This window comes from Polymorphospora rubra, from assembly GCF_018324255.1.
In the GTDB taxonomy this organism is placed as follows: domain Bacteria; phylum Actinomycetota; class Actinomycetes; order Mycobacteriales; family Micromonosporaceae; genus Polymorphospora; species Polymorphospora rubra.
In genome coordinates this window covers 5182518-5206075 of the sequence record NZ_AP023359.1, presented here as the reverse complement: position 1 = coordinate 5206075, position 23558 = coordinate 5182518, and the positions used below count along the sequence as shown (strand labels likewise).

Below are 23558 nucleotides of genomic sequence, written 5' to 3'. Positions count from 1 at the left end.
TTTCAGCGATAGATTGCCCGGTGCGCGGCCGAGACCGCCGCCGCGTACAGGTCGCCGCCGACCGCCCGGTCCCGGGCCAGCGCCGCCCGCGCCGCGTTCGCGCCCGGCCCGCCGTGCACGCCGCCGCCCGGATGCGCCGACGAACTCGCCAGGAAGAGCCGGTCGACCGGCGAGTCCGCCCGCCCCAGCCCGGGCACCGGCCGCAGCACGAGCTGCTGGTACGCCGCCGACGTACCGCCGCCGAGCGCCCCGCCGACCAGGCTCGGATCGGCCCGCTCCAGATCCCCGGGGCCGGCCACGTGCCGACCGACGACGAGCCGGCCGAACCCGGGCGCGTACCGTTCGAGCACCGCCTCCATCCGGGCCACGTGCGCGACCACCTCGGCGGCGTCCCACGCCCGCCGGAACGGCAGGTGGGTGTACGCCCACAACGCCTGCGTACCCGCCGGCGACCGGCTCGGGTCCGCGGTGGACATCTGCCCCACCAGCAGGAACGGATCCGCCGGCAACACGCCCCGGGCCAGGTCGGCGGCGAACCCGGTCAGCCCGTCGAGATCACCGCCGAGGTGCACGGTGCCGGCGCCGGCCGCCGCCGGGTCGGTCCACGGCACCGGGCCGGAGAGCGCCCAGTCCACCTTCACCGTCGAGCCGTCCCACCGGAAGTGGGTCAGGTCCGCCACCAGCCGCGGCGGCAGCCACCGCTCCCCCACCAGGTCCAGGAAGAGCGCCGGCGCCGGTACGTCGGCCACCACCGCCCGGCGGGCCCGCCACAGCGCCCCGCCCCGGGTCCGTACGCCGACCGCCCGCCCCCGCGCCACCAGCACCCGGTCGACCGGCACCCCGTACGCGATCCGGCCGCCCCGAACCCGCAGCCGGGTCACCAGCGCGTCGGTGAGCCGCTGCGCCCCGCCGACCGGCACCGGCCAGCCGACCTGCTGGCCGAGCATGGTCAGCAGCCAGCCGTACACGCCGCTGCCGACGTCGAGCGGGGACAGGTCGGTGTGCAGGGCGCAGCCGGCCATCAGCAGCGGGCCGCCGGCGCCCCGGAACAGCTCCTCCCCGAGGGTCCGGACCGGCAGGGCCAGCCGGCGGGCCAGCCGCAGCGCACCGGCCGTACGCAGCCGGGCCAGCAGGGCCAGCCCGCCGCGCACCGGCGGGATCGGGCTGAACAGCGCCGACAGCAGCGGCCCGGACAGTGAGCGCCACTCGTCGTACGCGACGAGCCACCGGTCACCGTCGCCGGGCGCGAACCGCTCGAGCGACGCCGCGGTGCGGGCCGGGTCCCGGTTCAGCACCGCCGAGCGCCCGTCCGGCAGCAGGTGGGCCAGCACGTCCGGGGCGTGCGTCCAGCGCAGCCCGTACGCCCCGAGATCGAGCCGACGGATCACCGGCGAGGCGTAGCCGAGCGGATAGAACGAGCTGAACAGGTCGTTGCGGTAGCCCGGCGCGGTGATCTCGGCCGACCGTACGGCGCCGCCGGCCGCCCCGGTCGCCTCCAGCACCAGCACGTCCCAGCCCGCGTCGGCGAGCAGGTTCGCGGCGACCAGCCCGTTCGGCCCGGCACCGATCACCAGCGCGTCGGCGCCGTCTGCGTCCACGACTCCCATGCCGCTGATTGTGCCGGTCCGGGCGGCGCGCCCCGGGTAAGGCGGCGCCGGGTCGTGCGCCAACACCTGGAAGCGGCTCCCCCGGCCCCGCCGCGCCCACCGCCTCGGAACACCGGGTTTGCCGGCGGCTCCGGCGGGGACTACGGGCGGATGTACGACGTGGAACAGCTCATCGGCGGGCAGTGGAAGCCGGCCGGGGACAACGGCCGCTTCGAGGTGGTGGATCCGGCCGACGGCAGCCCGGTCAGCTCCGTACCCACCGCCAGCGGCGCCGACCTGGACGCCGCCGTCAAGGCCGCGCGGGGGCCGCGCCGACCTGGGCCGCGAGCGCCCCGGCGATCCGCGCCGCCGCGCTGCAGCGGGCGGCCGACGCCATCGAGGACGCCGCGGACCTGATCGCCGACGCGCAGACCGCCGAGATGGGCCGGCCGCTGGCCGGCGCCCGGGCCGGCATCCAGGCCGGGGTCGCCACGCTGCGCCAGTACGCCGAACTCGGGCCGCTGCACGGCGGCCGGGCGCTGGCCGGCGCGGCGGAGGCGATCGACCTGGTGACGTACCAGCCGCGGGGTGTCGTCGCGGCGATCACGCCGTGGAACGACCCGGTCGCGGTCTCCTGCGGGCTGCTCGGCGCCGCACTGGCGACCGGCAACACCGTGGTCCACAAGCCGAGCGAACGCAGCCCGGCGACCGGCTGGCTGCTCGTCCGGTTGCTGGCCGAACACCTCCCGCCCGGCGTGCTCTCGCTGGTCACCGGCGACGGGGCGGTCGGTGCCGCCCTGGCCGGCCGACAGGTCGACCTCGTCGCCCACGTCGGTTCGACCGCCGCCGGCCGCTCGATCGCGGCCAGCTGCGCCGGCACGGGGGCCAAGGCCCTGCTGGAGAACGGCGGCTGCGACGCGCTGATCGTGGACGCCGACGTCGACCCGCGCTGGGCCGCCGAGCAGGCGGCGCTCGGCGCGTTCGCCAACTCGGGGCAACTCTGCGTCGCGGTCGAACGGATCTACGTGCACCGCACCGTCGCCGAACGGTTCCTGGCCGCGCTCCTGCGCTGCTGCCACGAGATGCGGGTCGGGCCGGGCCGCGACCCGCGCTCCGAACTCGGGCCGCTGGTCGACCGGCGGCACCGTGAGCACGTCCACGCCCAGGTGACCGCCGCGGTCGCCGACGGCGCGCAGGCGCTGTGCGGTGGCGTGCTACCCGAGGGGCCGGGCGCGTTCTATCCCCTGACGGTGCTGGCCGGCTGCACCGACGACATGGCGGTGATGCGGGAGGAGACGTTCGGTCCGATCGCGCCGGTGCTGGTCGTCGACTCGTACGACGAGGCGCTGTCGCGGGCGGCCCGCTCGCCGTACGGGCTGGCCGCGACCGTGCTGACCGGCTCGATGGCCAACGCGCAGCGGGCCTGGCGGGAACTGCCGGTCGGCACCGTCAAGGTCAACGCCGTCTTCGGCGGGGCGCCCGGCGGTGCCGCGCATCCGCGCCGGGCCAGTGGCCAGGGCTTCGGGTACGGCCCCGAACTGCTCGACGAGATGACGGTGGCCAAGACCGTGCACATCGAACCGCCCGGTGGCCCGACCGTCCGCTGGTGACCGTCCGCACACGCGACGACGGGCCGTGGGCCGACGTCGCCGGGCACCAGGACCCGCACGCGCGGCGCGGTCCGACGCGGCCGGCGACCGGGCGGGATGCCCGGCCGCCGGACGGTCAGGACCGCTTCTCGCGGGCCTGGCGGGTGCTGCGGTCGTTGGCCCTCTGCAGTGCCTTGACCAGCTCCGGCTTCGTCATGCTGGACCGGCCCCGGATGTCGGCCCGCCGGGCCAGGTCCATCAGGTGTTCCTTGGACGCGTTGGCGTCCACCCCACCGGCGGTGGGCGTACGTCGCGCCGGACCGCCACCGGCCGCCTGCTCGTCGCTCGGGCCCTTGCCCGGTTTGGGCTCCCAGTGGTCGCCGACCTTCTCGAACGAGTGCTTCAACGCGGCGAACGCGACCCGGTGCGACCGCTCTCCCTCGCCGTACGTCTCGACGGCCGAGTCGTGGGTCTTGGACCAGGTGCGCTGGGCCTTGTCCGGCGAGCGCTGGAGCGTACTCGGCAGTTCATCGCGCGCGGGCATGTCGGACCTCCTCGCCTGGAAAATGCTCGACTGGCTGCGTTCCCGGCCCGCCGGCCACCAAACCGCGCCGGGTTTGTCCAGGTCCGCGCGGGGGTACGGCCATCGCATCCAGCGGCGGTGGTCGCCGCTACCGCGCAGCAGGGAGTTGGGCGATGGCCACGACGACGCACCCGCCGGCCCGACCGCCCAAGCGGGAGCGGAAGCTGCCCGGACGCCTGCGCCAGTTGAGCTGGTCGACGTGGAAGGGCGTGCTGGTCCGCAGCGCCAAGGGGTTCGGCAAGGACAACTGCACCGACTGGGCGGCCAGCCTGACGTACTACTCGGTACTGGCGATCTTCCCGTCGCTGATCGTGGTGGTGGCCCTGGTCGGCCTGGTCGCCCGCGGCGGCGACGCGGTCGGCACCATCCTCGGCATCGCCGAGGACCTGGGCGCCGGCTCGGTGGTGGCCAGCGGCGGCGTACGCGACGCGATCGACAGCGTGGTCAACCAGCAGAGTTCGGCCGGCGTACTGCTGAGTTTCGGTCTGCTCGGTGCGCTGTGGTCGGCGTCGGGGTACGTCGGCGGCTTCACCCGGGCGGCGAACGCGATCTACGGCGTGCAGGAGGGCCGGCCGTTCTACAAGCTGCGCCCGCTCCAGCTCGGGGTCACCCTCGTCACCCTGCTGCTGCTGGCCGCGAGCGTCGTCATGCTGATCGTCAGCGGGCCGGTCGTCGACGCCGTCGGCGACGCGCTCCACCTGGGCAGCGCCGCGAAGACCGCCTGGGCGATCGCCAAGTGGCCGGCCCTGGTGCTGATCGCGATGCTCCTCCTGGCGTTGCTGGGCTGGGTGGCGCCGAACGTGCGACAGCCCCGGTTCCGTTGGCTCACCCCGGGCGGCCTGGTGACGCTGCTCGCGGCCGCGGTGGTGTCGTTCGGTTTCGGGCTGTACGTCGCCAACTTCGCCTCGTACGACGCCACGTACGGCAGCCTCGGCGCGGTGATCGCCTTCCTGGTCTGGATCTATCTGATCAACATCGCGGTGCTCTTCGGCGTCGAGGTGAACGCGGAGATCCAGCGCGGCCGGGCCATCCAGGGCGGGGTCGAGGACGCCGAGGAGGATCCGGTGCTGCCGGAGCGCACCCCCGCCGACGACGGGCCGGAGACGTCGCCGGCGCGGGGCTCCTGATCGGCGGAAATCGTTTAGCGCCGGACCGGCCGGGTAGCCACTAGGTCATGGAACGTGGCAACAGCAAACACGGACCACGACTGGACGACCAGATGAACCGGGAGGTCGCCGGCACCGTCGCCGGCACGGCCGGGGCACGGGCCGAACCCTGGCGCGAGGCCGAACCGGCCGGCGAGGACCAGCCGGAGGTCAGCCGGGTTCCCGGCGGCGAGAACCAGACCGGCGTCCCGCAGGGCATGACGCCCGCCGACGTCGAGCAGCGCAGCCGGCTGGGCCGCTACATCAGCCTGTCGGCGCTGCCCGGCGACCGGGAGACGCTGTGCCGCAGCGCGCGGGAGAACGAGGCGCCCGACGACGTACTCGCCCAACTCGACCGGCTGCCGCCCGACCGGCAGTTCCGGACCGTGTCCGAGGCGTGGGCGGCGTTGGGCCACGCGAACGAGTCGACGCGCTGGTAGTCCGGCGGCGATCGCCTCATCCCGGCAGGACCGTCCGGGCTCCGCATCGTCCAGCTCTCAGGACTGTCGATCAAGGAGGAAGTCAGATGGGTTCGGTCACCAAGTCCGTTGACGTGGCGGTACCGGTTCGTACCGCGTACGACCAGTGGACCCAGTTCGAGGAGTTCCCCCACTTCATGGAAGGGGTCACCGAGGTCCGTCAGCTCACCGACACCAAGACGCACTGGAAGACCGAGATCGCCGGCGTCAAGCGCGAGTTCGACGCGGAGATCACCGAGCAGCTTCCGGACGAACGTGTCGCCTGGAAGACGACCAACGGCACCAAGCAGGCCGGGGTGATCACCTTCCACCGGCTGGACGCCAACCACACCCGGATCACCGCGCAGATGGATCTCGAGCCGCACGGCATCGCCGAGCAGGCCGGGGACAAGCTCGGCGTGATCGACATGCGGGTGAAGGGCGACCTGGACCGCTTCAAGAAGTACATCGAGGGCCGTGGCGGCGTCGAGACCGGCGCCTGGCGTGGCGAGGTGCACCGGTCCGAGCCGTAGCGGGATCGGCAGTGGCGGCCGCCGTGGGGGCAACCCCACCGGCGGCCGTCGCCGTTGCGGCCGGCGCGTTCCCGCGCCCGCAGCAACCGGCCCTGCCGCCCGCGTACGCCCGCCGGTGCCGTTTCGCCGCCCGGCGGTCGGGTACGACCAGACGATGACCGACGAGACCTGGCGTGACGAGCAACGACTGCCGCTGAAGGAGCTCAGCGAGGCGATGGCGAGTTGGGACACCGACGGCCAACTCGATGACGTGACCGGCAACGACGCGGGCGCGGAGGCGGCGTTCGGCCACGACGCGGCCGCCGAGGAACTGGAGAGCACCCCGGCCGACCGCGAGCGGCTGACCGACGAGCAGCGCGCCCACCGCCCCTCCACGACCGGCCGCACCGGCCCCCACTGATTCCTCCCGGCAGGTGCGACGAGCACGCACCGACTCCCCGGGGCCGGCGATCACGCGTCCGGGCCGGGTGCGGCGGTGGCGCCGATCCGGGCCGGACGGCGGGTGGATGCGGCGTAGAGGGCGAGCAGGGCCAGCGAGAGGACGACCAGCGCGGGGCCGAGCAGCTCCACGTCGACGCGGCCCAGCAGCACGCCCACGCCGGCCGGGATGGCCGCGCCGCCCAGGCCGGCCGCGCCGATCTGCAACCCGATGGTGCGGTCGGCGTGCTCGACCCCGACCCGCTCGGCGGTGGTCAGGGTGAGCAGCGGGAACACCGGCGCGGCACCGAACCCGATGATGGCCAGGCCGACGACGGCGACCCAGCCGGGGGCGGGCAGGGCGACCAGCACCGCGCCGGCCACCATTGCGACCAGGCTGCCGGTGAGCACGGTGGAGCTGCCGAGGCGCTCGGCGACCACCCCCTGCACCACCCGGCCGACGAAGAGGCTGCCCCAGTAGCCGGACACGCAGATGCCGGCGACCGTCGCGCTCAGTCCGCGCCCCTCGGTCAGCAGCAGGTACGCCCACAGCCCGGCCGTGACCTCGACGGCGACGTACACCGCGAACGCCAGCGCGCCGAACCACACCGCCGGCAGCGTCAGGGTCTCCCGCACGGGTACCGGCACGGGTCGGGCGGGCGGCTCCTCGCCCGCGCCGGCGGCCGGCTCCCGGCGGCTCCACGCCTTGACGGTCAGCACGAAGGACAGGGCCAGGACGGCCTGTGCGGCCGCCACGATGCCGTACCCCCACCGCCACGAGAACCCGGTGGCCAGCACCGTCGTCATGATCAGCGGGCCGAGGGCGACGCCGAGGCCGAAGAACGCGTGCATCCAGTTCATGTGCCGGGGGCCGAACGCGCCCGCGGCGAAGGCGTTGAGGCCGGAGTCGATGGCCCCGCCGCCGAACCCGAGCAGCAGCGCACAGCCGATCAGCAGGGCGTACACCGGTGAGGCCGTGTAGCCGACCAGGGCGAGACAGGTCAGGCCGGTGCTGCCGGCCAGCAGCCAGCCGATGCCGAGCCGGCTGATGGTGAAGCCGGCGGCGACGCTGGAGGTCAGGTAGCCGGCGGTACTGGCGGTGAGCAGCAGGCCGACCGCCTCGGTCGGTACGGCGAAGTCGGCACTGATCGACGGCCAGCCGACCCCGAGCAGACCGTCGGGCAGACCGAGGCTGACGAACGCGAAGTACGCGAGCAGGAGCAGGGACAGCCGGGGTGCGGTTCGTACGGACACAGCCCTCGATCCTGCCGTAGGGAAAGCGCTCTCGCACACCACCCCACCCGCGGCGCACCCCCTTATGCCCCCACGGTCGGCGTGCTGACGACTGCCGAGCCGAATAGGGGTTGGCCCGTGTTGCGCCAATGACCGACAGTGATGAACATGACCGAACTACTGCTCTTCGCGGGTCTGGTTCTCATCATCGTGGCGGCCGTACTCGTGGGCCTGCGCCGCCGGTCGGCCTCCCGGGTCGACCACGCCACGCCCGCCGCGGCCCGCCAGCGTCGGCGCGGCGGTGGCGACGACGGCGGCGGAGACGGTGGGGACGGCGGCGGCTGGGGTTGGGGCGGCGACGGGGGTGGCGGCGACAGCGGTGGCGGAGGCGGTGGTGGCGGAGGCGGTGGTGGCGGAGGCGGTGGTGGCGGAGGCGGTGGTGGCGGAGGCGACTGAGGCCACCCCATCAGCGGTCGGTGACTGGAACCTCACCGACCGTCGTCGGTGGGCTGGAGAGACAACCCCGACTTCGACCGAACGGCCGAGGGCGATCCGGTTTCTCCGGGGCAAACTTTTCGAATGCGTCAAGCCCACGGATTCCTCTCCCCCCGCCAGCGCCGCTGGGCCTGGTTCGGTTTCGTGCTGCTCGCACTCCAGGCCCCTGTCTCCGCCCGCCTGGTCGCCGACGACTCGTGGCTGTTCAGCGTCGTGGTCGCGCTGATGGTCGCCACCGTCATCCTGGCCGACGACGCGATGCGGCGCCGGCCGGCCGACGCCGGCTCCAGCCACTACGAATAACGGCCGGGCCACACCACGTCACCCGGCCGGGCGCGCCTCGTGCCCGGGGAGCCCCCTGGTCCGGCGCCGCTCCTTCATCTCCGCCTCGAGGAGATGGCGCCGCCCGCCCGCCAGGTCGTCGCGGGCCCACGTCTCCAACTCCCGGAACGTCGCGTGGTAGCCGTCGTCGTAGTCCTCGACGATCTGGAACGTCCACCGCCCCGCGATGACGTTGCGGCCGATCAGCTCCCGTTCGATCCGGTCGGCGACCCTGTCGTGCCCGGCCCGCCGGAAGAGCGCGACCGCCTCGTCGAGCTGAAGGTCGGCGTGCCCGGTGAGTTGATGCATCGAATACAGGTGCCCACGGGCCCGTTCGGTCGTCTCCAGCGCCTCGCTGAGTTTGCCCAACGCGGCCACGGTCGTGTCGTCCAGACCGGCCGGGCGCCGGTGCGCCGGGTCGGGACCGTCGTCGGTCACGGTGCCTCCCGAAATCGTGTGTCGGCCGTCTCCCCACCACTACCCGGGCGGGGGTTGCGGTACGCGGGTCCGACGGGCAGATTCAGCCGCCCGCCGACCGGTCCGCACCGACCGACCGAGGTCGGCGGGTAGGCCCCTTGGCTAGCCTCGGTCTCCATGACAGCCCTGTTCAACGGCGTTTCCGCACGCCGCGCGACGCGGTCGGCACGCTCCGCACTGGCCGATCTGAACGCATCTGTCGGTGCTGCCGGCCTCGCCGTCGCCGCCCTGCACCCGAGGCTGCTCGCCAGCGTCGACCAGCACGCGGCGGCCGTACGCGACAGCCTTCTCGGTGACCGGCGGCCACTGACCGCGGTCGCGCTCGCCGGCTACGCCGAAGGGGTACGCGACGCCGCGCTCCAGCACGGCTGGCAGCCCCCGGCGGGCCCGGTCGACTGGGCCGCCGGCCCGGACTGGGTGCTGACCAGGCTGCTGGCGGTCTGCGCCCTGGCGCGGGCCACCGAGCGGCCCGCGGCCAGGGGCTGAGGCCGGACGGCCGGACCGGACCGGTCGGGCCGTCCGACGGAACCTAGCGGTCGCTCCGGTCCGGCGGCATGATCCGCTGGGTGTCGTCGATGCCCGCCGGCCGTTCGGCACCGGGCGGGGTGGCGCTACCGGACCGGTAGACCGCCTGCGACCGTGTCGCGTCGCCGGACATCGGCTGCCCGCCCGCCACGGGCTGACCGCCGGACATGGGCTGACCGCCCGTCATGGGCTGACCGCCCGTCATGGGCTGACCGCCGGACATCGCGGGCGAGCCCGCGCCCTGCGGGATGACCTGGGTCCGCTCCACGTCGCCGGGCGCGCCCGCCGGTGCCCGGTCGGCCATCTGGCGGCGCATGTCCTCCTGCCCGGCGGCGTACGCGGCGGCCTTCTCCCGGATCACCTGGGACTCGGCGGCGGCCCGGTCGAGCCACCCCTCCCAGCGCTGCTGCATCGGCTTCACCAGCCCACCGCCGACGCCGACGATGAGGATGCCGGCGACGGTGGCGAGCACGGCCACCAGGACCGGGGTGGTGACGGTGGTCGCGATGCCGATCTGGTTGAGTGCGGCGATCACGCCGAGCGCCACGATGAACGCCGAGGCCAGGTTCGCCAGCAGGCGGCCGTACGACAGGCCACCGAGCGCGCCCGCGATCAGGTCGCGTGCGGCGCTGGCGATCGCGGCGGCCACCACCACGATGACGATCGCGATGAAGGCGCGGGGCAGCCAGGCGACCACGCCGGCGATCAGGTCGCTGATCGGGTTGGGTCCCCAGACCCCGAACGCCAGTTGCAGGGTCAGCAGCAGTACGGCGTAGTAGGCCAGGCGGGCGAGAATGTCGCTCGCGTCGTACCTGGTGCGTTCGAGGGCCCGGCCGATGCCGCCGCGCTCGACCGCGCGGTCGAAGCCGACCCGCTCCAGCACCCGGTCGACGATCTTCAGGACGAACCTCGCGATGATCCAGCCGATCACGAGAATCGCGACGAAGGCGATGGCCTTCGGGATGAACAGCAGCACCGATCGCCACATGTCGGTCAGCGCGGCCCCGATGTCGACCTGCCGCACGGCCACCGTCTCGGACATCTGGTCCCCTCCTGTCACGTGACCTACCACGGTTCCCCTTACCCTGCCGATCATCACCCCAACCACCCTCAGTTACCTTCATTTCCGGCAAAACGGATTAGCGAGTCATAAAACAGGATTCTGCGCAGACCCCGGCCGGCTGCCGGCACCGCACCGACCAACCGCGGTTCCGGGGCGATCCGCCTCGACCCGCTCGCTGACCTGCGCCGTCTCCACCGATCGGGCCGGACTCGACTCCGCCGGATAGGCTGCTTGCATGCCAGCCACGGCAGGGCGCATCCCCGCGGTTCCCGTATCCGTGCCCGCCGCCCGAATGGCCGGTGGGCCCAAGGCCGTCGAGCCGGCCCGCCCCTGGTCGCAGACCGGGCTCGGCGACCCCTCCGGCTGGGATCCCGCCCTGCGCGCCATCGTCGATCTGGTGCTCGGATCGCCGGTCGCGATGGCACTGGCGTACGGCGACGAACTGACCCTGGTCTACAACGACGCGTACGCGGCGGTGCTCGGGGTGAAGCACCCCGAGGCGTTCGGCCGGCCCGCCCCGGAGGTGCACGCGGACGTCTGGGCGATGCCGGGCGTCGGCGACGTCTTCGAGCGGGTCCGCCGCACCGGTGAGCCCTACCTGGAGACCGAGGCGTCGCTGCCGGTGGTCCGGGCCGCGGCCGGAACCCTCGAACACGCGGTCTTCACCCGCGGCCTGTCGGCGGTGCGCGACGGCCGCGGCCGGATCGTCGGCGTACTCACCGTCGCGGCCGAGACCACCCAGGTCACCCGCCGCCTGCAGGACCTCAGCGCACTCGCCTCGGCGCTGTCGGCCACGCTGACCCTCGACGACGTCGCCCGGGTGGCGCTGCGCTACGCCGTGTCGTCGCTCGACGTCCACCAGGCGGCATTCGGCGTCGACGACGGCACCGGGTGGCGGATGACCCGCCGGGTCCGCGGCGAGGTCCTCGACGAGGCCGACGAGCGGCTTCCGCCGCTGTGGCGACGGCTGCCCGGCGACTCGACGGCACCGCTGGTGGCCGCCGCCACCGACGGCACCGCGACATTCCGGACCGACGGCCAGCCGTTACGGCGTACCGCCCTGGACCGGCACGACCAGAAGGTACGCGCGCTGGCCGCGCTGCCGCTGCGCACCGCGTCGCTACGGGGCGCGCTCACCTTCGGGCTGGAGGCCGCCCACCCATGGGCACCGGCCGAACGGGCCCTGCTCGCCGCCACCGCCGAACTGGTCGCGCAGGCCGCCGAACGGGCCCGGCGGTTCGAGACCCAGCACGGTACGGCACAACTCCTGCAACGCAGCATGCTGCCGGAGCACCTGCCCGACATCCCCCGGTTCCGGATCGCGGCCCGTTACGAGGCCGGCGTCGACGGCAACGCCGCCGGCGGCGACTTCTACGACGCGTTCCCGCTGGCCGGAGGGCGGCTCGCGGTCGTGCTCGGGGACGTCGCGGGCCACGACGTACGGGCGGCCGCGCTGATGGGCCAGGTACGCGCCGCGCTGCGGGCGCTCGCGCTGACCGACCCGGACCCGGCCTCGGTCCTGCGCGGGCTGGACCGGCTGGTCGCCAACCTCGCCGCCGAGATGCGCAGCGACGAGATCTTCGTGACCGTCACCTACGGCGTCGCCGACCCCGAGGCGGGTCGACTGACGCTCGCGAGCGCGGGGCACCCCGCTCCCCTGCTGCGCCGGTCGGCCACCGGGCCGGACCCGGTGCCGGCGGCCGGCTACCTCGACGTACCGCCGGGGCCGCCGCTCGGCCTCGGCGGGCGGCGGGCGGCCGTCGCCGTCGACTTCGCCCCCGGCGACACGGTGCTGCTGTTCAGCGACGGTGTCGTCGAGCGCCGTGGACGCGGTCTCGCCGAGGGGTTCGACGCCCTCGCCGCCGCCGTCTCGGCGGCCGGCGGCTCCGATCCGCGCAGCCTGTGCGCGGTCGCGGTCGGCGCGGTGGCCGGCCCCACCGAGGACGACGTGGCGGTACTGGCCGTCGAGCACGCCAGCCGGCCGAGCCGGTCGGCCGGCATCCAGGTGCCGGCCGAACCGACCGCGCCGGGTCGGGTACGGCACTGGATGACCGCCCAGCTCACCGAGTGGGCGGTGCCGGAGTCGGTCGTCGCCGCGGCGGTGCTCTGCACCAGTGAGCTGACCACCAACGCCCTCCTGCACGCCGGCACCTCGGCCCGGGTGGAGATCGACCTGAGTTCGGAACGCCTGCTCGTCTCCGTCGCCGACCGGGGCACCCGGGGAACGGTGACCAGGACCCAGACCGATCGGTTGAGCAGCCGGGGCCGGGGGTTGTCGCTGATCGAGCAGCTGAGTGACGCCTGGGGCACCGATCCGACCGTACGGGGGTCCACCGTATGGTTCGAGATCCTCATACCTGAGGGTCAGGCAGGCGTCACCCCCGCTCCCGGCGGGTAGGGGGACCGGATGGACGCGAACGGCCCGGCAGGCGTGCTCTTCGACCTCGACGGCACCCTGGTCGACACCACCTACCTGCACACGGTCGCCTGGTGGGAGGCGCTCGGCCGGGCCGGCTACGACGCGCCGATGGCGCGGGTCCACCGCGGCGTCGGAATGGGTTCGGACCGGCTGCTCGACCACGTGCTCGGGCCGGAGCGTGACCATGGTGCCGACGACCGCATCCGGGCCGGACACCGGGAGATCTTCGCCCGGCACCGGAACCGGTTGTGCCCGCTGCCCGGCGCCGCCGACCTGCTGCGGGCGTGCGCCGACCGCGGGCTGCGGGTCGTACTGGCGTCGTCGGCGGCCCGCGACGACCTGGTGGCGCTGCGGTCGGCGCTGTCCGCCGACGACGCGGTGGCCGCGGCGACGTCGGCCGACGACGTGCCGGAGATCAGACCGAGTCCGGACATCCTGACCGCCGCGTTGCACAAGGCGGGGCTGGCGGCCCGCCGGGTGGTGTTCGTCGGCGACTCGGTCTGGGACGTGGCCGCGGCCCGGCACCTCGACATCCCCTGCGTGGCGCTGACCTGTGGGGGCACCTGCCGGGCGGAACTGGCCGGTGCCGGCGCGGTGGCCGTCTACGACGATCCGGCGGCCCTGCTCGCCGCCCTCGACCAGTCGCCGATCGCAGCCCTCACCTGAGCGTCGGCCGGCGCGGTCAGCGGTCCATGAGCAGGCGGACGGTCGTCGAGTCCTCGGTGGTGTGCACGTGGACCAGGTCGCACAGCAGGTTGACCAGCACCAGGCCGCGGCCGCGCTCGGTGGTGTGCGGAGGCGGGATCCGGCCGGCGAGCCGGTCGGTCAGCACGCTCGACCCGGTGATCTCGCAGACCAGCGCGTCCGGCTCGGTCCACACCCGCAGGATCGCCGGTCCGGCGGCGGTGGCGACGGCGTTGGTGGCCAGCTCGTTGACCGCGATCCGCAGGTCGGTCACCCGGTCGGGCGCCAGCCCGGCCTCGGTGGCCAGCGCGACGACCAGACCGCGTACGCCGGACAGGCCGGCCGTCTCGAAAACCAGCACGGTCGTCGTCGTGGTCGGCTCGGGCAGCGGGCGGTTGAACGCGTCGACGATCCGTTCCGGTCGGGTGTAGCCGAGGCTCGGCTGGCGGTCGCCGCCACGCATCAGCACCGGGTGGGTGCTGGCGGCGTCGGCGAGCACGTCGAGGTCCAGCCGCGCGGCGTCGTACGGGCACAGCATCCGGACCGGGTGGTCGGCGAAGGCGATGTTGACGAGCGCCTCGTGCTGTACGCAGCGCGGGTAGTCGGCCGCGGCCCGGCCGGGCCAGACCGGCTCGCCGACGACGCGTACCGGGCCGCCGTGCCCGGCGACGAAGGCGTGCAGCACGCTCGGGATGATCCGGGCCGGGTTGCGGCCGGCCCGGACCATGTCCAGCAGGCGTACGCCGTCGACACCGTCGAACCGCCGCAGCAGGCCCAGGCCGTAGGTGGGAACGGCGATCAGCACCGGCTCGCCGGCGGCGAGTCCGTCCTCCACGAAGGGCACGGTGGCGGCCAGGTAGTCGTCGTCACCGGTGTAGAACAGCGCCTCGTGCCACTGCGGTGCATGCGCCGGTGCGATCGTCGGGCGGTCCGTCATCGGCGGCCGCGGGCTCGCGCGGCTGCCGGGACGATCCCGACCCGGACGATCTCGACAGGGATGATCCCAACCGGACACGCCATCATTGGAAACCCCCGTACCTCCAGGCTCACGGGGAGCCTACGTCCTCGCGGGAGCCGGGTCACGCGACGCGTCGGCCAGCCGGGAAGTCCCTTGTGGATCCCTTTTCGGGCGGCACCGGACCGGTCGACGTCGCCGGGCCCGGACGCCGGACCGGCCCGGCCACGGCAATCGGGTAGACACGAGGGCTTCACACACGCGCAACATCCCCGTACGGTGTTGCTTGTCATGGGAGCGCTTCCATGGAGGTCGCTCGATATCGTACTCGAGGGGTCACACATGCCCACCCGATCCGCGCTCGCCGCCGGCGCGGCCACCGCCCTGGCGGTGGTCGCGACCACCGCGGCCGGTATCGGCCTGCTTTCGCCGCAGCCGGCCCAGGCCGCGCAGTCCGTGTTCTACGTCGACCCGCAGACCAACGCCGCCCAGTGGGTCGCGGCCAATCCCGGCGACTCCCGCACCGGCGTCATCCGTGACCGGATCGCCAACGTGCCGCAGGGGCGCTGGTTCACCCAGCACAACCCCGCCGCCGTACGGGGTCAGGTCGACGCCTTCGTCGGCGCGGCCGCCGCCGTCGGCAAGATCCCGATCCTGGTCGTCTACAACATTCCGAACCGGGACTGTTCCAACCACAGCGCCGGCGGCGCCCCGAACCACACCGCCTACCGCCAGTGGGTGGACGAGGTCGCGGCCGGGCTCGGCAACCGGCCCGCCACGATCATCCTGGAGCCCGACGTGCTCGCCCTCATGGGCACCTGCATGAACACCGGCCAGCAGGCGGAGGTGCGGGCCTCGATGGCGTACGCCGGAAAGCGGCTCAAGGCCGGCTCGTCGCAGGCGAAGGTCTACTTCGACGCCGGCCACTCGGCCTGGCACTCCCCCTCGGCGATGGCCGGCATGCTCGTCGGGGCCGACGTGGCGAACAGCGCCGACGGGATCTCCAGCAACGTGTCCAACTACCGGGCCACCAGCGAGGTCGTCAACTACGTCAAGGCGGTGATCGCGGCGACCGGCGCCAACCACCTGACGGCCGTGATCGACACCAGCCGAAACGGGAACGGCCCGCTGGGCTCGGAGTGGTGCGACCCCGCCGGCCGGGCGATCGGTACGCCGAGCACCAACCAGACCGGTGACCCGAAGATCGACGCCTTCCTCTGGGTCAAGCTGCCCGGCGAGGCGGACGGCTGCATCGCCGCCGCCGGACAGTTCGTGCCGCAACGGGCGTACGACCTGGCCGTCGCGGCCGGCCCGCTGCCGACCACGCCACCGCCCAGCCCGACCCCCACGACCCCGCCGCCCACGACCCCGCCGCCGACCACTCCCCCGCCGACCACCCCACCGGCCGGCGGCTGCACGGTCAGCTACACCGCGAACGCCTGGACCGGCGGCTTCACCGCCGAGATCAGGGTGACCAACCGGGGGCCGGCGGTCAGCGCCTGGACGCTGACCTTCACCGCCGGGGCCGGCGTGCAGCTCAGCACCGGCTGGAACGGCACGTGGAGCCAGTCCGGCAACCAGGTGACGGCGCGCAACGCCGCCTGGAACGGCGCGCTGGCGACCGGGGGCACGACCAGCATCGGCTTCCAGGGCACCCAGGGCGGGGCCGGCGCGCCGGCCCTGACCAACTTCTCCCTCAACGGGACGCCCTGCGCCTGACCGCGGTCCGGCACGCCGCGCGGCAGCTCCGGGTTCGCGCGGCGTGCCACCCCGGTCCCGTGCCCCGCACCGATCCCCGTGCGGGGTGGATGATTCGTCCGCTTCTCAACCACCGACTGCCCTAGATCGACGAAGAGGTACGGGGCGGGCGGGGGCGGGTAGGCGGCATCCGTGATACATATGTTCCAGTCCATTGCAGTCGGCGATCGGCGCACATCCGATCGTGCAATTTAGGCCCGCGAAGCCTCTCCGCCGTCCATTCCGCGAAGACGGACGGCGTCGATAGCGCAGTGGCGAGACTCTCAACGCATCGCGTTTGGAGCAACGCATCCACAGTGCTCTCCGAGAGGTGGTTCATGCCGTTCAAAGAACCCGTCCAACGCACCCTGCGCGCCCAGTGGCTCGGCCACCAGATGCGCGAGCTGCGCCGTCAACGGGGGATGACCCTCAAGTCCACCGCCGACTACCTCGGCCGTGACCATTCCGCACTCGCCCGCTACGAACGCGCGGAATGGCCCTTCAAGCACCACGACGTCGCGGCCCTGCTCGACATCTACGGTGTGTTCGACGGCCGCACCCGGGCCCGCCTGCTCCGCCTGTCCCGGGACACCTGGCGCACCAACCAGTGGGACGTCGACTTCACCGACGGGCTGCCGGACCGGGCCTACGTCGACCACGCCTGGCTCGTCGGCCACGCCAAGCTGATCTGCTTTTACCACACCCAACTGCTGCCCGACCTGCTGCAGACCCCCGCCTACGCCGACCGGGCACTACGGCTGCGCGAGGCCGCCGCCACGCCGGCCGACCGCGCCGCCCGGATCGCCGAGCGGATCGGCCGCCAGCGGGCTTTCGAGGCGGGCAGCAACGGCCTGTCGGTGGTGCTCGACGACGCCGTGCTCCGCCGGGACCTCGGCGACGCCGACGTGATGCGGGCCCAACTCGACCACCTCGCCACCCTCGCCCGCCGGCAGCGGATCGAGATCCGCGTCCTGCCGGCCGACGCCAACACCACGCCCCGGTTCGACGGCCCGTTCCAGGTCTTCCGCATGCCCGAGCCGTATCCGGAGGTCGCCTACCTGGAGAACCTGGCCGGACAGATCTACGTCGAGGCACCGCAGAGCAAACGGTTCGTGCTCGCCTTCGACCAGCTCCGTGACGCCGCCCTCACCGCGGCCGACTCCGCGCACCTCATCACGGCGGCCGCGCTCCGCCTCGACGCACGGGCCTGACCGGCCGCGGACCCCGCGGACGTACGGCCGGGACCGGCACACCGTGTGCCGGTCCCGGCCGCCTCCCGGACACCCTCGACACCGACGCCCCGACGGCCGTTCGGCCGGACCGCCCGGCCGGTCGGCGGGATGAGACCGTCGCCACGTTTGACGCCGCCGCCCGCGCCGGACACCCGGGATGGCTGATCGCGGCCCGGATTCAGCGGTTCAGCGTGATTCGCCGCGCGCCATCCGGGTAACTCACCGGCCGGGTCGCTCCGCCTGGCGGTGCCGAGAACGAAGTCCGCACGGGCGGCCCCCGAGGTCGACGACGCCCTCACCCCGCAGGACGGCCGGCGGCCGCCCGTACCTCCGAGAAGGCACGGGCGGCATCAAACCGGGATTCCGCCACGTCGACGTCCTCATACCGTCAATGTCACCGGAACGACGCTGAGGAGCAACAGCGATGACCACCGACACCGTCAACCCCGACGCCGCCGCCCGCCCCGACACCCTCGACACCGAACGGGGCCTGCTGTTCGCCGTACTGGTCATGGTCCTGCTGGGGGTCGCCGGGATGTTCCTGATCTCCGCCTGACCCCGCGGCCTCAGGGCCGCTCCTGGCCACCCGTGTGCGGCACCCGGGTGGCGGGGATGACGCCGAGCTTGCCGGCCTGGTAGTCCTCGAACGCCTGCGCCAGCTCGGCACGGGTGTTCATGACGAACGGGCCGTAGTGGGCCACCGGCTCACGGATCGGCTTGCCGCCCATGATGTAGAGATCCAGCACCGGCGTGTGCGAGTCCTGTGCCTGGTCGGCGGTGAAGGTCAGCACGTCACCCGGGCCGTACACGGCCAGCTGGCCGGTCTGCACCGGCCGCCGGTCGGTACCGACGGTGCCCTTGCCGCCCAGCACGTAGACCAGCGCGTTGAAGTCCGGCCGCCACGGCAGGTCGACCCGCGCCCCCGGCTGGACGGTCACGTGGGTGATGGTGATGTCGGTGTGGGTCGTACCGGGTCCGCGGTGGCCGTCCACCTCGCCGGCGATGACCCGCAGCAGCGCGCCACCGTCCGGTGTGGTCAGCAGCGCCGACTCACGGCCGCGGATGTCCTGGTAGCGGGGCGGGTTCATCTTGGCGACCCGCGGCAGGTTGACCCACAGCTGGAGGCCGTGGAAGAGCCCGCCGCTGACGACCAGGTGCTCCGGCGGGGCCTCGATGTGCAGCAGCCCCGAGCCGGCGGTCATCCACTGGGTGTCGCCGTCGGTGATGGTGCCACCGCCGCCGTTGGAGTCCTGGTGGTCGAAGATGCCGTCGATGATGTAGGTGACGGTCTCGAAGCCCCGGTGCGGGTGCCACGGGGTGCCCTTCGGCTCGCCCGGCGCGTAGTCCACCTCGCCCATCTGGTCGAGGTGGATGAAGGGGTCGAGTTCCGGCATGGGCACGCCCGCGAACGCCCGGCGGACCGGGAAGCCCTCGCCCTCGAAACCGCTGGGTGCGGTGACGATCCGGCGGACCGGCCGGAAGGCGGTGGCGGCGGGGTCGACGTGCGGCAGGCGGGGCAGGACGAGGACGTCGTCCACGGTGATCGCTGGCATGGCTCCTTCTCTCGGGTCGCACGGGTGGTGGAGCCGGTGGCGCGGGTGGCGCCCGCCGGGCTCCGGCACGGGTTCGCGGTCCGCTCGGGCGGGTCGCGGTCAGTCGGCGGTGCGGGCCGCGGTCATCCGGTCACCGAGCCGGGTGAACACGCGGGTGAGGCAGGCCATCTCGGCCTCGTCGAGGTCGTCCATGAGGTGTCGGCGTACCGACGCGAGGTGGTGTGGTGCCGCCTCGCGCAGGGCGAGCAGCCCGGTGGCGGTCAACACCGCCTGGCTGCCGCGCCGGTCCTCGGGACAGCTCTCCCGCACGACCAGGCCGCGCCGCTCCATGGTGGAGATGTGGTACGTCAGCCGGCTCGGCGAGAAGACCAGCCGGTTGGCCAGTTCGCCCATCCGTAACCGCTGCTGGGGCGCCTCGGAGAGCAGCACCAGCACGTGGTAGTCGGGCATGCTCAGTTCGCTGTCGGCCCGCAGGTCCTCCTCGAGTTGGGTGATCAGGCGCTGGCTCGATTCGATGAAGGCCCGCCAGCAGGCCATCTGCGTGTTGTCCAGACTTTCGACCACGCACCGAGAGTAGCACTCCTTCAAATCTGAACAACCTCTTCGGCGAAGACGTTTGTCACATCGTCAGACGGGAATTCCAAACCTGAACGGACTGTTCAGCGGCGGCAGCCCGACCCCCCGCTCATTGGAGCCCGTACGCCACGACCCGCCGACGAGGAAGCTGGCCGGGACAAAATGCAGTGGGCGGGAAGATTGGCACCCACAACCCAACCGAGAGGGCGAGGCGCATGCGATACCGCACCCTGGGACGACCGGCACGGTCGTGTCCACGTACTGCCTGGGCACCATGACCTTCGGCGCGGAGAGCGACGACGACACGGCGTTCGCGCAGCTCGACCTGCTCGTCGAGCGCGGCGGCACGTTCATCGACACCGCCGACGTCTACTCCGCCGGACTGTCCGAGCAGATCGTCGGGCGGTGGCTCGCCGAACGGCCCGGGATGCGCGACCGCGTCGTACTGGCCACCAAGGGCCGGTTCCCGATGGGACCGGGCGCCAACGACGCCGGGCTGTCCCGGATACACCTCGGCCGCGCCCTGGACGCGAGCCTGCGCCGGCTCGAGGTCGAGACGATCGACCTCTACCAGGCGCACGCCTGGGACCCGCTGACCCCGATCGAGGAGACCCTGCGGTTCTTCGACGACGCGGTCCGCGCCGGCAAGATCCGCTACGTCGGGGTCAGCAACTTCACCGGCTGGCAACTCCAGAAGGCCGCCCTGCTCAGCCGGCACCTCGGCCTCTCCCCGGTGGTGACGCTGCAGCCGCAGTACAACCTGCTCGCCCGCGACGTCGAGTTCGAACTGGTGCCGGTCTGCGAGGCGGAGGGCATCGGCATCCTGCCCTGGTCACCGCTCGGCGGCGGCTGGCTGACCGGAAAGTACACCCGGGACAGCCGGCCCGCCGGCGCCACCCGGCTGGGCGAGAACCCGCAACGCGGCATGGAGGCGTACGACCCGCGCAACCGTGACGAACGCACCTGGCGGGTCGTCGACGCCGTACGCGACATCGCCGGCGAACGCGGCGTCTCGATGGCCGCCGTCGCGCTGGCCTGGCTGGTCGACCGGCCGGCGGTGACCTCGGTGATCCTCGGCGCGCGTACCGTCGCGCAACTGGAGGACAACCTGTCCGCGACCGGGCTGACCCTCGACGCGAAGGAACGCGAGCGGCTCGACGAGGCGAGCGCCCCGGTGGTGGCCGACTACCCGTACGGGGCGGCCGGCCGGGAACAGCGCGACCGGCGGGTGCCGGGCTGATGGACGACCTGGACCTGCTGGACTGGCGCGAGCAGGTGGCCCGGATGTACCTCGGCGGACTCGACCTCGCCGGCTTCCGGGCGGCCCGCGACGCGCTGTTCGCCGGACACCCGCAGTCCCCGATCCCGGTCGACCGGCGCGCCGGCTTCACCGGGCTGGCCTACTTCCCGCCCAACCCGGACGCGGTCGTCGACGTACCGCTGCGCCCCGCCTCCGGCACCGAGACCATCGACACCGGCGGCCCGGACGGGGTCGTGCGCTACCGCCGGGTCGGCGTCGCGGAGACGCCGTGGGGCCCGCTGACCCTGTGGTGGATCGAGGCGTACGGCGGTGGCCTGTTCGTGCCGCTGCGCGACGGCACCAGCGGGCGGGAGACGTACGGCGGTGGCCGGTACCTGACCGACACGGTCAAGGGCACGTACGGCCGCGGCGTGGTCGTCCTGCCCGGCAGCCGGGTACGCCTCGACGTCAACTACGCCTACAACCCCAGTTGCGCGTACGACGACCGGTGGGCCTGCCCCCTGGCCCCGCCGGAGAACCGCCTGGACTCCCCGATCCCGGCCGGCGAGAAGACGTATCGCCCGGTTTCTCCCTGATCGGCGCGGCCGGCCGGGCGGGCTGCCCGGCCGGCCGTGGATCCGGGCTCAGCGCACCTGCGCCGGCTGCTGGCCCTGGTCGGCCGGCTGCTGACCCTGGTTCGCCGGCCGGTTCTCGGCCTGCCAGTTCATCCGGGCCAGCACCTGCCGGCCCTGCTCGGCCTGCTCGGCGTCGACCACGACGGTGTAGCGGCCGGCGCGCAGCGAACTCGCCGAGGTGAAGTCCCGGCGGCCGCCCGTCATCGCGTGGGCGATGGCCCCGAAGATCGCACCCCAGACCGCGCCGATGACGACGGCGGTGACGATCACCGCCAACCAGGCGGTCGTGGCGAAGATCCCGAACAGCAGGCCGATGAACAGACCGAACCAGGCACCGGTCGCCGCGCCGGCCAACGCCGCGCGGCCGGTGGTCATCCGGCCCAGTACGGTCTCGACCAGCGTCAGGTCGGTCCCGACGATCGCCGTTCGCTCGACCGGGAACCTGTTGTCGGAAAGGTAGTCGACGGCCCGCTGCGCGGACGCGTAGTCGGGATAGGCCGCGAGCATGACCGTGGCGCGACCGAGGTCGGGCCCGCCGTAAGCCCCCGGCATCGCCGGTTGCTCGCCGGCCGGACCGGCGGGCAGGTTGTCACCGCCCGGCCACATGCTCCTGGGCATCGTAGCTCTGCTCATCTCTCGCCTCCTTCGTCAATCGATCGTGTTCCCACGACCTTTTCGAGGTAACCCGGCCGCCTCGGCCGCCAGCGCGAGATAGTGCGGTACGTCGCCGGTGTGGAACGGGTGTTCGGCCGGTTCGATCCGGGCCAGGAAGTCGGCGTAGACGGCGGCCATCCGCAGCGCCGCGACCGGCCGCAGCAGGTCGAGAGCGCGTACGGGGTCGCAGCCGGGCACGCTGGCCCGCCAGCGGGCCGCCCAGGAACGGGTCAGCGCGGCGACGGTCTCCGGCCCGGTCCCCTCGGTCAGCCGCATGATGTCGAAGGCGGGGTGACCGGCACACGCGTCACCCCAGTCGATGATCACCCGCTGGTCACCACCGGTACCGCCGGCCCCACCCGCGCGGACGTTTCCCGGGTGCAGGTCACCGTGCACCAGCGTGTCCGGAATGCCGCACTCCGCCACCTCGGCCAGCCGGCCGGCCAGCCCGTCGAGCAACCCCGCCACCGGCGTCAGGTCGGCGCCGTGCGCCGCCAGCACCCCGTTCGTCCACGCCGCCAGCGCCGTACCCCGCCGGTCCGGCAGGCCGGCCGCGACCAGCGCCGCCAGATCGGGTACCGCCCGGGTCTGGATCTCGTGGTGGTCGGCCGCGATCGCGTCGCGTTCGGCCGGGCCGGCGCCGTACCGGTCCTCGCCGGGCACGTGCTGGAGCAGGATCCGGCCGGCACCGTCGGCGCCGAGGAGCACCGGCGCGAGCCGCGGCACCGTCGCGCCGAGCCAGCGCAGCACCACCGCCTCGTGCGCGAAGAAGTCCGGCACCTGCTTGAGCCAGACGGGGGCGCCGACGTCCCCGCCCGCCCCACCGCCCCGGCCCGTACCGGTCCGGCCCGTACCGGTCCGGTCAGTGCCGGTCCGGTCAGTGCCGGTCCGGTCAGTGCCGGTCCGGTCAGTGCCGGTCCGGTCAGTGCCGATCGGGTCGAGGCGCCAGATCGCCGACAGGTTCCACGCCCGCCGCTGTACCGGCCGGTACGCTCCCCGGCCGAGCCGGTCCAGCCGGTCCCGGGCCCAGCGCAGGGTGCGGCCGGGGCCGCCCGGTTCGGCCCAGGGCGCCCGTCGCGGGTCCGGCGCCAGGTCGACCGTGTCCGGCACCGGCAGCAGGCCGTCCGGAATTGTGTCGACCTGGGCGAGATAGGTCACCGTGCCGCCGGGCGGCGCCGGCCGGTCGGCGGTGAGCAGGCGCAGCACCGTCACCTCGACCCGGTGCCGGTCGCGGGCGGCCGCGACCACGTCGGCGACGTCCTGCCACCAGGGGTCCGGCGCGTCGAACGGGGCAAGGGCACCGAGCGGTCTGCCGCCCGGATCGACCAGGACCAGGTTCACGGTACGGGGCACGGCCCGCGACGCTAGCCGTCGCGCCGACCGCCGACCACCGATTTGCCGCCGACCCGACGGCCATGACGAACCACGCGAATCGAACAGATCGGTCA

24 protein-coding genes and 1 pseudogene are annotated in these 23558 nt (G+C 73.5%); 14 read left to right on the top strand and 11 right to left on the bottom strand.

Annotated elements, in window-relative coordinates:
• Positions 1-2 precede the first annotated feature (2 nt).
• On the bottom strand, positions 3-1607 hold the full coding sequence (locus tag Prubr_RS23560) for a phytoene desaturase family protein (RefSeq protein ID WP_212817057.1): 1605 nt from the start codon (positions 1605-1607) through the stop codon (positions 3-5).
• Positions 1608-1757: 150 nt separating this feature from the next.
• On the opposite strand from Prubr_RS23560, the pseudogene Prubr_RS23555 reads away from it, so the two are divergent.
• Positions 1758-3196: pseudogene (locus tag Prubr_RS23555) on the top strand (aldehyde dehydrogenase family protein).
• 115 nt (positions 3197-3311) lie between these two features.
• On the opposite strand, the gene Prubr_RS23550 reads toward Prubr_RS23555, so the two are convergent.
• Positions 3312-3719, bottom strand: a complete 408-nt coding sequence (locus tag Prubr_RS23550; RefSeq protein ID WP_212817056.1) for a ChaB family protein — start codon at positions 3717-3719, stop codon at positions 3312-3314.
• 152 nt (positions 3720-3871) lie between these two features.
• On the opposite strand from Prubr_RS23550, the gene Prubr_RS23545 reads away from it, so the two are divergent.
• From Prubr_RS23545 to Prubr_RS23530, 4 genes are all read left to right on the top strand, one after another.
• Entirely contained in the window at positions 3872-4885 is a 1014-nt protein-coding gene (locus Prubr_RS23545) for a YihY/virulence factor BrkB family protein (protein ID WP_212817055.1), read from the top strand.
• A 47-nt stretch (positions 4886-4932) separates the two neighbouring features.
• Complete coding sequence (locus Prubr_RS23540) at positions 4933-5343, top strand: DUF2795 domain-containing protein (RefSeq protein ID WP_212817054.1); 411 nt, start codon at positions 4933-4935, stop codon at positions 5341-5343.
• Positions 5344-5429: 86 nt separating this feature from the next.
• Positions 5430-5894: an SRPBCC family protein gene (locus Prubr_RS23535; RefSeq protein WP_212817053.1), complete on the top strand. Its 465-nt coding sequence runs from the start codon at positions 5430-5432 to the stop codon at positions 5892-5894.
• A gap of 154 nt (positions 5895-6048) precedes the next feature.
• Entirely contained in the window at positions 6049-6294 is a 246-nt protein-coding gene (locus tag Prubr_RS23530; RefSeq protein WP_212817052.1) for a hypothetical protein, read from the top strand.
• 50 nt (positions 6295-6344) lie between these two features.
• On the opposite strand, the gene Prubr_RS23525 is transcribed toward Prubr_RS23530, so the two are convergent.
• Both Prubr_RS23525 and Prubr_RS23520 read right to left on the bottom strand, forming a co-directional pair.
• Positions 6345-7565, bottom strand: a complete 1221-nt coding sequence (locus Prubr_RS23525) for an MFS transporter (RefSeq protein WP_212817051.1) — start codon at positions 7563-7565, stop codon at positions 6345-6347.
• Between the two features lie 156 nt (positions 7566-7721).
• Positions 7722-8006, bottom strand: coding sequence for a hypothetical protein (locus Prubr_RS23520; protein WP_212817050.1), 285 nt, complete (start codon positions 8004-8006; stop codon positions 7722-7724).
• Positions 8007-8123: 117 nt separating this feature from the next.
• Between Prubr_RS23520 and Prubr_RS23515 the strand changes: the two genes are divergently transcribed.
• Entirely contained in the window at positions 8124-8342 is a 219-nt protein-coding gene (locus Prubr_RS23515) for a hypothetical protein (protein ID WP_212817049.1), read from the top strand.
• Between the two features lie 18 nt (positions 8343-8360).
• On the opposite strand, the gene Prubr_RS23510 is transcribed toward Prubr_RS23515, so the two are convergent.
• Positions 8361-8798 carry a hypothetical protein gene (locus tag Prubr_RS23510; RefSeq protein ID WP_246567558.1) on the bottom strand — a complete coding sequence of 146 codons (438 nt, stop codon included), beginning with the start codon at positions 8796-8798 and terminating at the stop codon, positions 8361-8363.
• Between the two features lie 156 nt (positions 8799-8954).
• Between Prubr_RS23510 and Prubr_RS23505 the strand changes: the two genes are divergently transcribed.
• On the top strand, positions 8955-9323 hold the full coding sequence (locus Prubr_RS23505) for a DUF6401 family natural product biosynthesis protein (protein ID WP_212817048.1): 369 nt from the start codon (positions 8955-8957) through the stop codon (positions 9321-9323).
• A 43-nt stretch (positions 9324-9366) separates the two neighbouring features.
• On the opposite strand, the gene Prubr_RS23500 is transcribed toward Prubr_RS23505, so the two are convergent.
• Complete coding sequence (locus Prubr_RS23500) at positions 9367-10404, bottom strand: mechanosensitive ion channel family protein (protein WP_212817047.1); 1038 nt, start codon at positions 10402-10404, stop codon at positions 9367-9369.
• Positions 10405-10660: 256 nt separating this feature from the next.
• Between Prubr_RS23500 and Prubr_RS23495 the strand changes: the two genes are divergently transcribed.
• Both Prubr_RS23495 and Prubr_RS23490 read left to right on the top strand, forming a co-directional pair.
• Complete coding sequence (locus tag Prubr_RS23495) at positions 10661-12823, top strand: ATP-binding SpoIIE family protein phosphatase (RefSeq protein ID WP_212817046.1); 2163 nt, start codon at positions 10661-10663, stop codon at positions 12821-12823.
• A gap of 9 nt (positions 12824-12832) precedes the next feature.
• Positions 12833-13510: an HAD family hydrolase gene (locus tag Prubr_RS23490; RefSeq protein ID WP_212817045.1), complete on the top strand. Its 678-nt coding sequence runs from the start codon at positions 12833-12835 to the stop codon at positions 13508-13510.
• A gap of 16 nt (positions 13511-13526) precedes the next feature.
• Here the strand turns inward: Prubr_RS23490 and Prubr_RS23485 are convergent, their stop codons facing one another.
• Complete coding sequence (locus Prubr_RS23485) at positions 13527-14465, bottom strand: sensor histidine kinase (RefSeq protein WP_212817044.1); 939 nt, start codon at positions 14463-14465, stop codon at positions 13527-13529.
• A 360-nt stretch (positions 14466-14825) separates the two neighbouring features.
• On the opposite strand from Prubr_RS23485, the gene Prubr_RS23480 reads away from it, so the two are divergent.
• From Prubr_RS23480 to Prubr_RS37750, 3 genes are all read left to right on the top strand, one after another.
• Positions 14826-16202, top strand: coding sequence for a glycoside hydrolase family 6 protein (locus tag Prubr_RS23480; protein WP_212817043.1), 1377 nt, complete (start codon positions 14826-14828; stop codon positions 16200-16202).
• Positions 16203-16558: 356 nt separating this feature from the next.
• The gene (locus Prubr_RS23475; RefSeq protein WP_212817042.1) at positions 16559-17431 is read left to right on the top strand and encodes a helix-turn-helix domain-containing protein; all 873 of its coding nucleotides are present in this window, start codon (positions 16559-16561) and stop codon (positions 17429-17431) included.
• Positions 17432-17876: 445 nt separating this feature from the next.
• Positions 17877-18008, top strand: coding sequence for a hypothetical protein (locus tag Prubr_RS37750; RefSeq protein ID WP_281425831.1), 132 nt, complete (start codon positions 17877-17879; stop codon positions 18006-18008).
• A 10-nt stretch (positions 18009-18018) separates the two neighbouring features.
• On the opposite strand, the gene Prubr_RS23470 is transcribed toward Prubr_RS37750, so the two are convergent.
• Positions 18019-19005 carry a pirin family protein gene (locus Prubr_RS23470; RefSeq protein ID WP_212817041.1) on the bottom strand — a complete coding sequence of 329 codons (987 nt, stop codon included), beginning with the start codon at positions 19003-19005 and terminating at the stop codon, positions 18019-18021.
• Between the two features lie 99 nt (positions 19006-19104).
• Complete coding sequence (locus Prubr_RS23465; protein WP_212817040.1) at positions 19105-19569, bottom strand: MarR family winged helix-turn-helix transcriptional regulator; 465 nt, start codon at positions 19567-19569, stop codon at positions 19105-19107.
• A gap of 262 nt (positions 19570-19831) precedes the next feature.
• Here Prubr_RS23465 and Prubr_RS23460 point away from each other — a divergent pair, with 262 nt between their 5' ends.
• Positions 19832-20821 carry an aldo/keto reductase gene (locus tag Prubr_RS23460; RefSeq protein ID WP_246567556.1) on the top strand — a complete coding sequence of 330 codons (990 nt, stop codon included), beginning with the start codon at positions 19832-19834 and terminating at the stop codon, positions 20819-20821.
• Positions 20821-21417: a DUF1684 domain-containing protein gene (locus Prubr_RS23455; protein ID WP_212817039.1), complete on the top strand. Its 597-nt coding sequence runs from the start codon at positions 20821-20823 to the stop codon at positions 21415-21417. Before Prubr_RS23460 ends, Prubr_RS23455 begins: the two co-directional genes overlap by 1 nt.
• A gap of 48 nt (positions 21418-21465) precedes the next feature.
• On the opposite strand, the gene Prubr_RS23450 is transcribed toward Prubr_RS23455, so the two are convergent.
• A complete protein-coding gene (locus Prubr_RS23450) occupies positions 21466-22089 on the bottom strand; it encodes a YflT domain-containing protein (protein WP_246567554.1) in 624 nt (207 codons plus the stop codon).
• A gap of 15 nt (positions 22090-22104) precedes the next feature.
• The gene (locus Prubr_RS23445; protein WP_246567552.1) at positions 22105-23463 is read right to left on the bottom strand and encodes a phosphotransferase family protein; all 1359 of its coding nucleotides are present in this window, start codon (positions 23461-23463) and stop codon (positions 22105-22107) included.
• Positions 23464-23558: the final 95 nt, after the last annotated feature.

Bases quoted from the DNA above. Each gene is read 5' to 3' on its own strand.
- Prubr_RS37750 (WP_281425831.1), top strand. From the start codon at position 17,877: ATGACCACCGACACCGTCAACCCCGACGCCGCCGCCCGCCCCGACACC.
- Prubr_RS23505 (WP_212817048.1), top strand. From the start codon at position 8,955: ATGACAGCCCTGTTCAACGGCGTTTCCGCACGCCGCGCGACGCGGTCG.
- Prubr_RS23545 (WP_212817055.1), top strand. From the start codon at position 3,872: ATGGCCACGACGACGCACCCGCCGGCCCGACCGCCCAAGCGGGAGCGG.
- Prubr_RS23540 (WP_212817054.1), top strand. From the start codon at position 4,933: ATGGAACGTGGCAACAGCAAACACGGACCACGACTGGACGACCAGATG.
- Prubr_RS23535 (WP_212817053.1), top strand. From the start codon at position 5,430: ATGGGTTCGGTCACCAAGTCCGTTGACGTGGCGGTACCGGTTCGTACC.
- Prubr_RS23550 (WP_212817056.1), bottom strand. From the start codon at position 3,719: ATGCCCGCGCGCGATGAACTGCCGAGTACGCTCCAGCGCTCGCCGGAC.
- Prubr_RS23455 (WP_212817039.1), top strand. From the start codon at position 20,821: ATGGACGACCTGGACCTGCTGGACTGGCGCGAGCAGGTGGCCCGGATG.
- Prubr_RS23485 (WP_212817044.1), bottom strand. From the start codon at position 14,465: ATGACGGACCGCCCGACGATCGCACCGGCGCATGCACCGCAGTGGCAC.
- Prubr_RS23515 (WP_212817049.1), top strand. From the start codon at position 8,124: ATGCGTCAAGCCCACGGATTCCTCTCCCCCCGCCAGCGCCGCTGGGCC.
- Prubr_RS23560 (WP_212817057.1), bottom strand. From the start codon at position 1,607: ATGGGAGTCGTGGACGCAGACGGCGCCGACGCGCTGGTGATCGGTGCC.
- Prubr_RS23480 (WP_212817043.1), top strand. From the start codon at position 14,826: ATGCCCACCCGATCCGCGCTCGCCGCCGGCGCGGCCACCGCCCTGGCG.
- Prubr_RS23495 (WP_212817046.1), top strand. From the start codon at position 10,661: ATGCCAGCCACGGCAGGGCGCATCCCCGCGGTTCCCGTATCCGTGCCC.
- Prubr_RS23500 (WP_212817047.1), bottom strand. From the start codon at position 10,404: ATGTCCGAGACGGTGGCCGTGCGGCAGGTCGACATCGGGGCCGCGCTG.
- Prubr_RS23490 (WP_212817045.1), top strand. From the start codon at position 12,833: ATGGACGCGAACGGCCCGGCAGGCGTGCTCTTCGACCTCGACGGCACC.
- Prubr_RS23530 (WP_212817052.1), top strand. From the start codon at position 6,049: ATGACCGACGAGACCTGGCGTGACGAGCAACGACTGCCGCTGAAGGAG.
- Prubr_RS23450 (WP_246567554.1), bottom strand. From the start codon at position 22,089: ATGAGCAGAGCTACGATGCCCAGGAGCATGTGGCCGGGCGGTGACAAC.
- Prubr_RS23470 (WP_212817041.1), bottom strand. From the start codon at position 19,005: ATGCCAGCGATCACCGTGGACGACGTCCTCGTCCTGCCCCGCCTGCCG.
- Prubr_RS23475 (WP_212817042.1), top strand. From the start codon at position 16,559: ATGCCGTTCAAAGAACCCGTCCAACGCACCCTGCGCGCCCAGTGGCTC.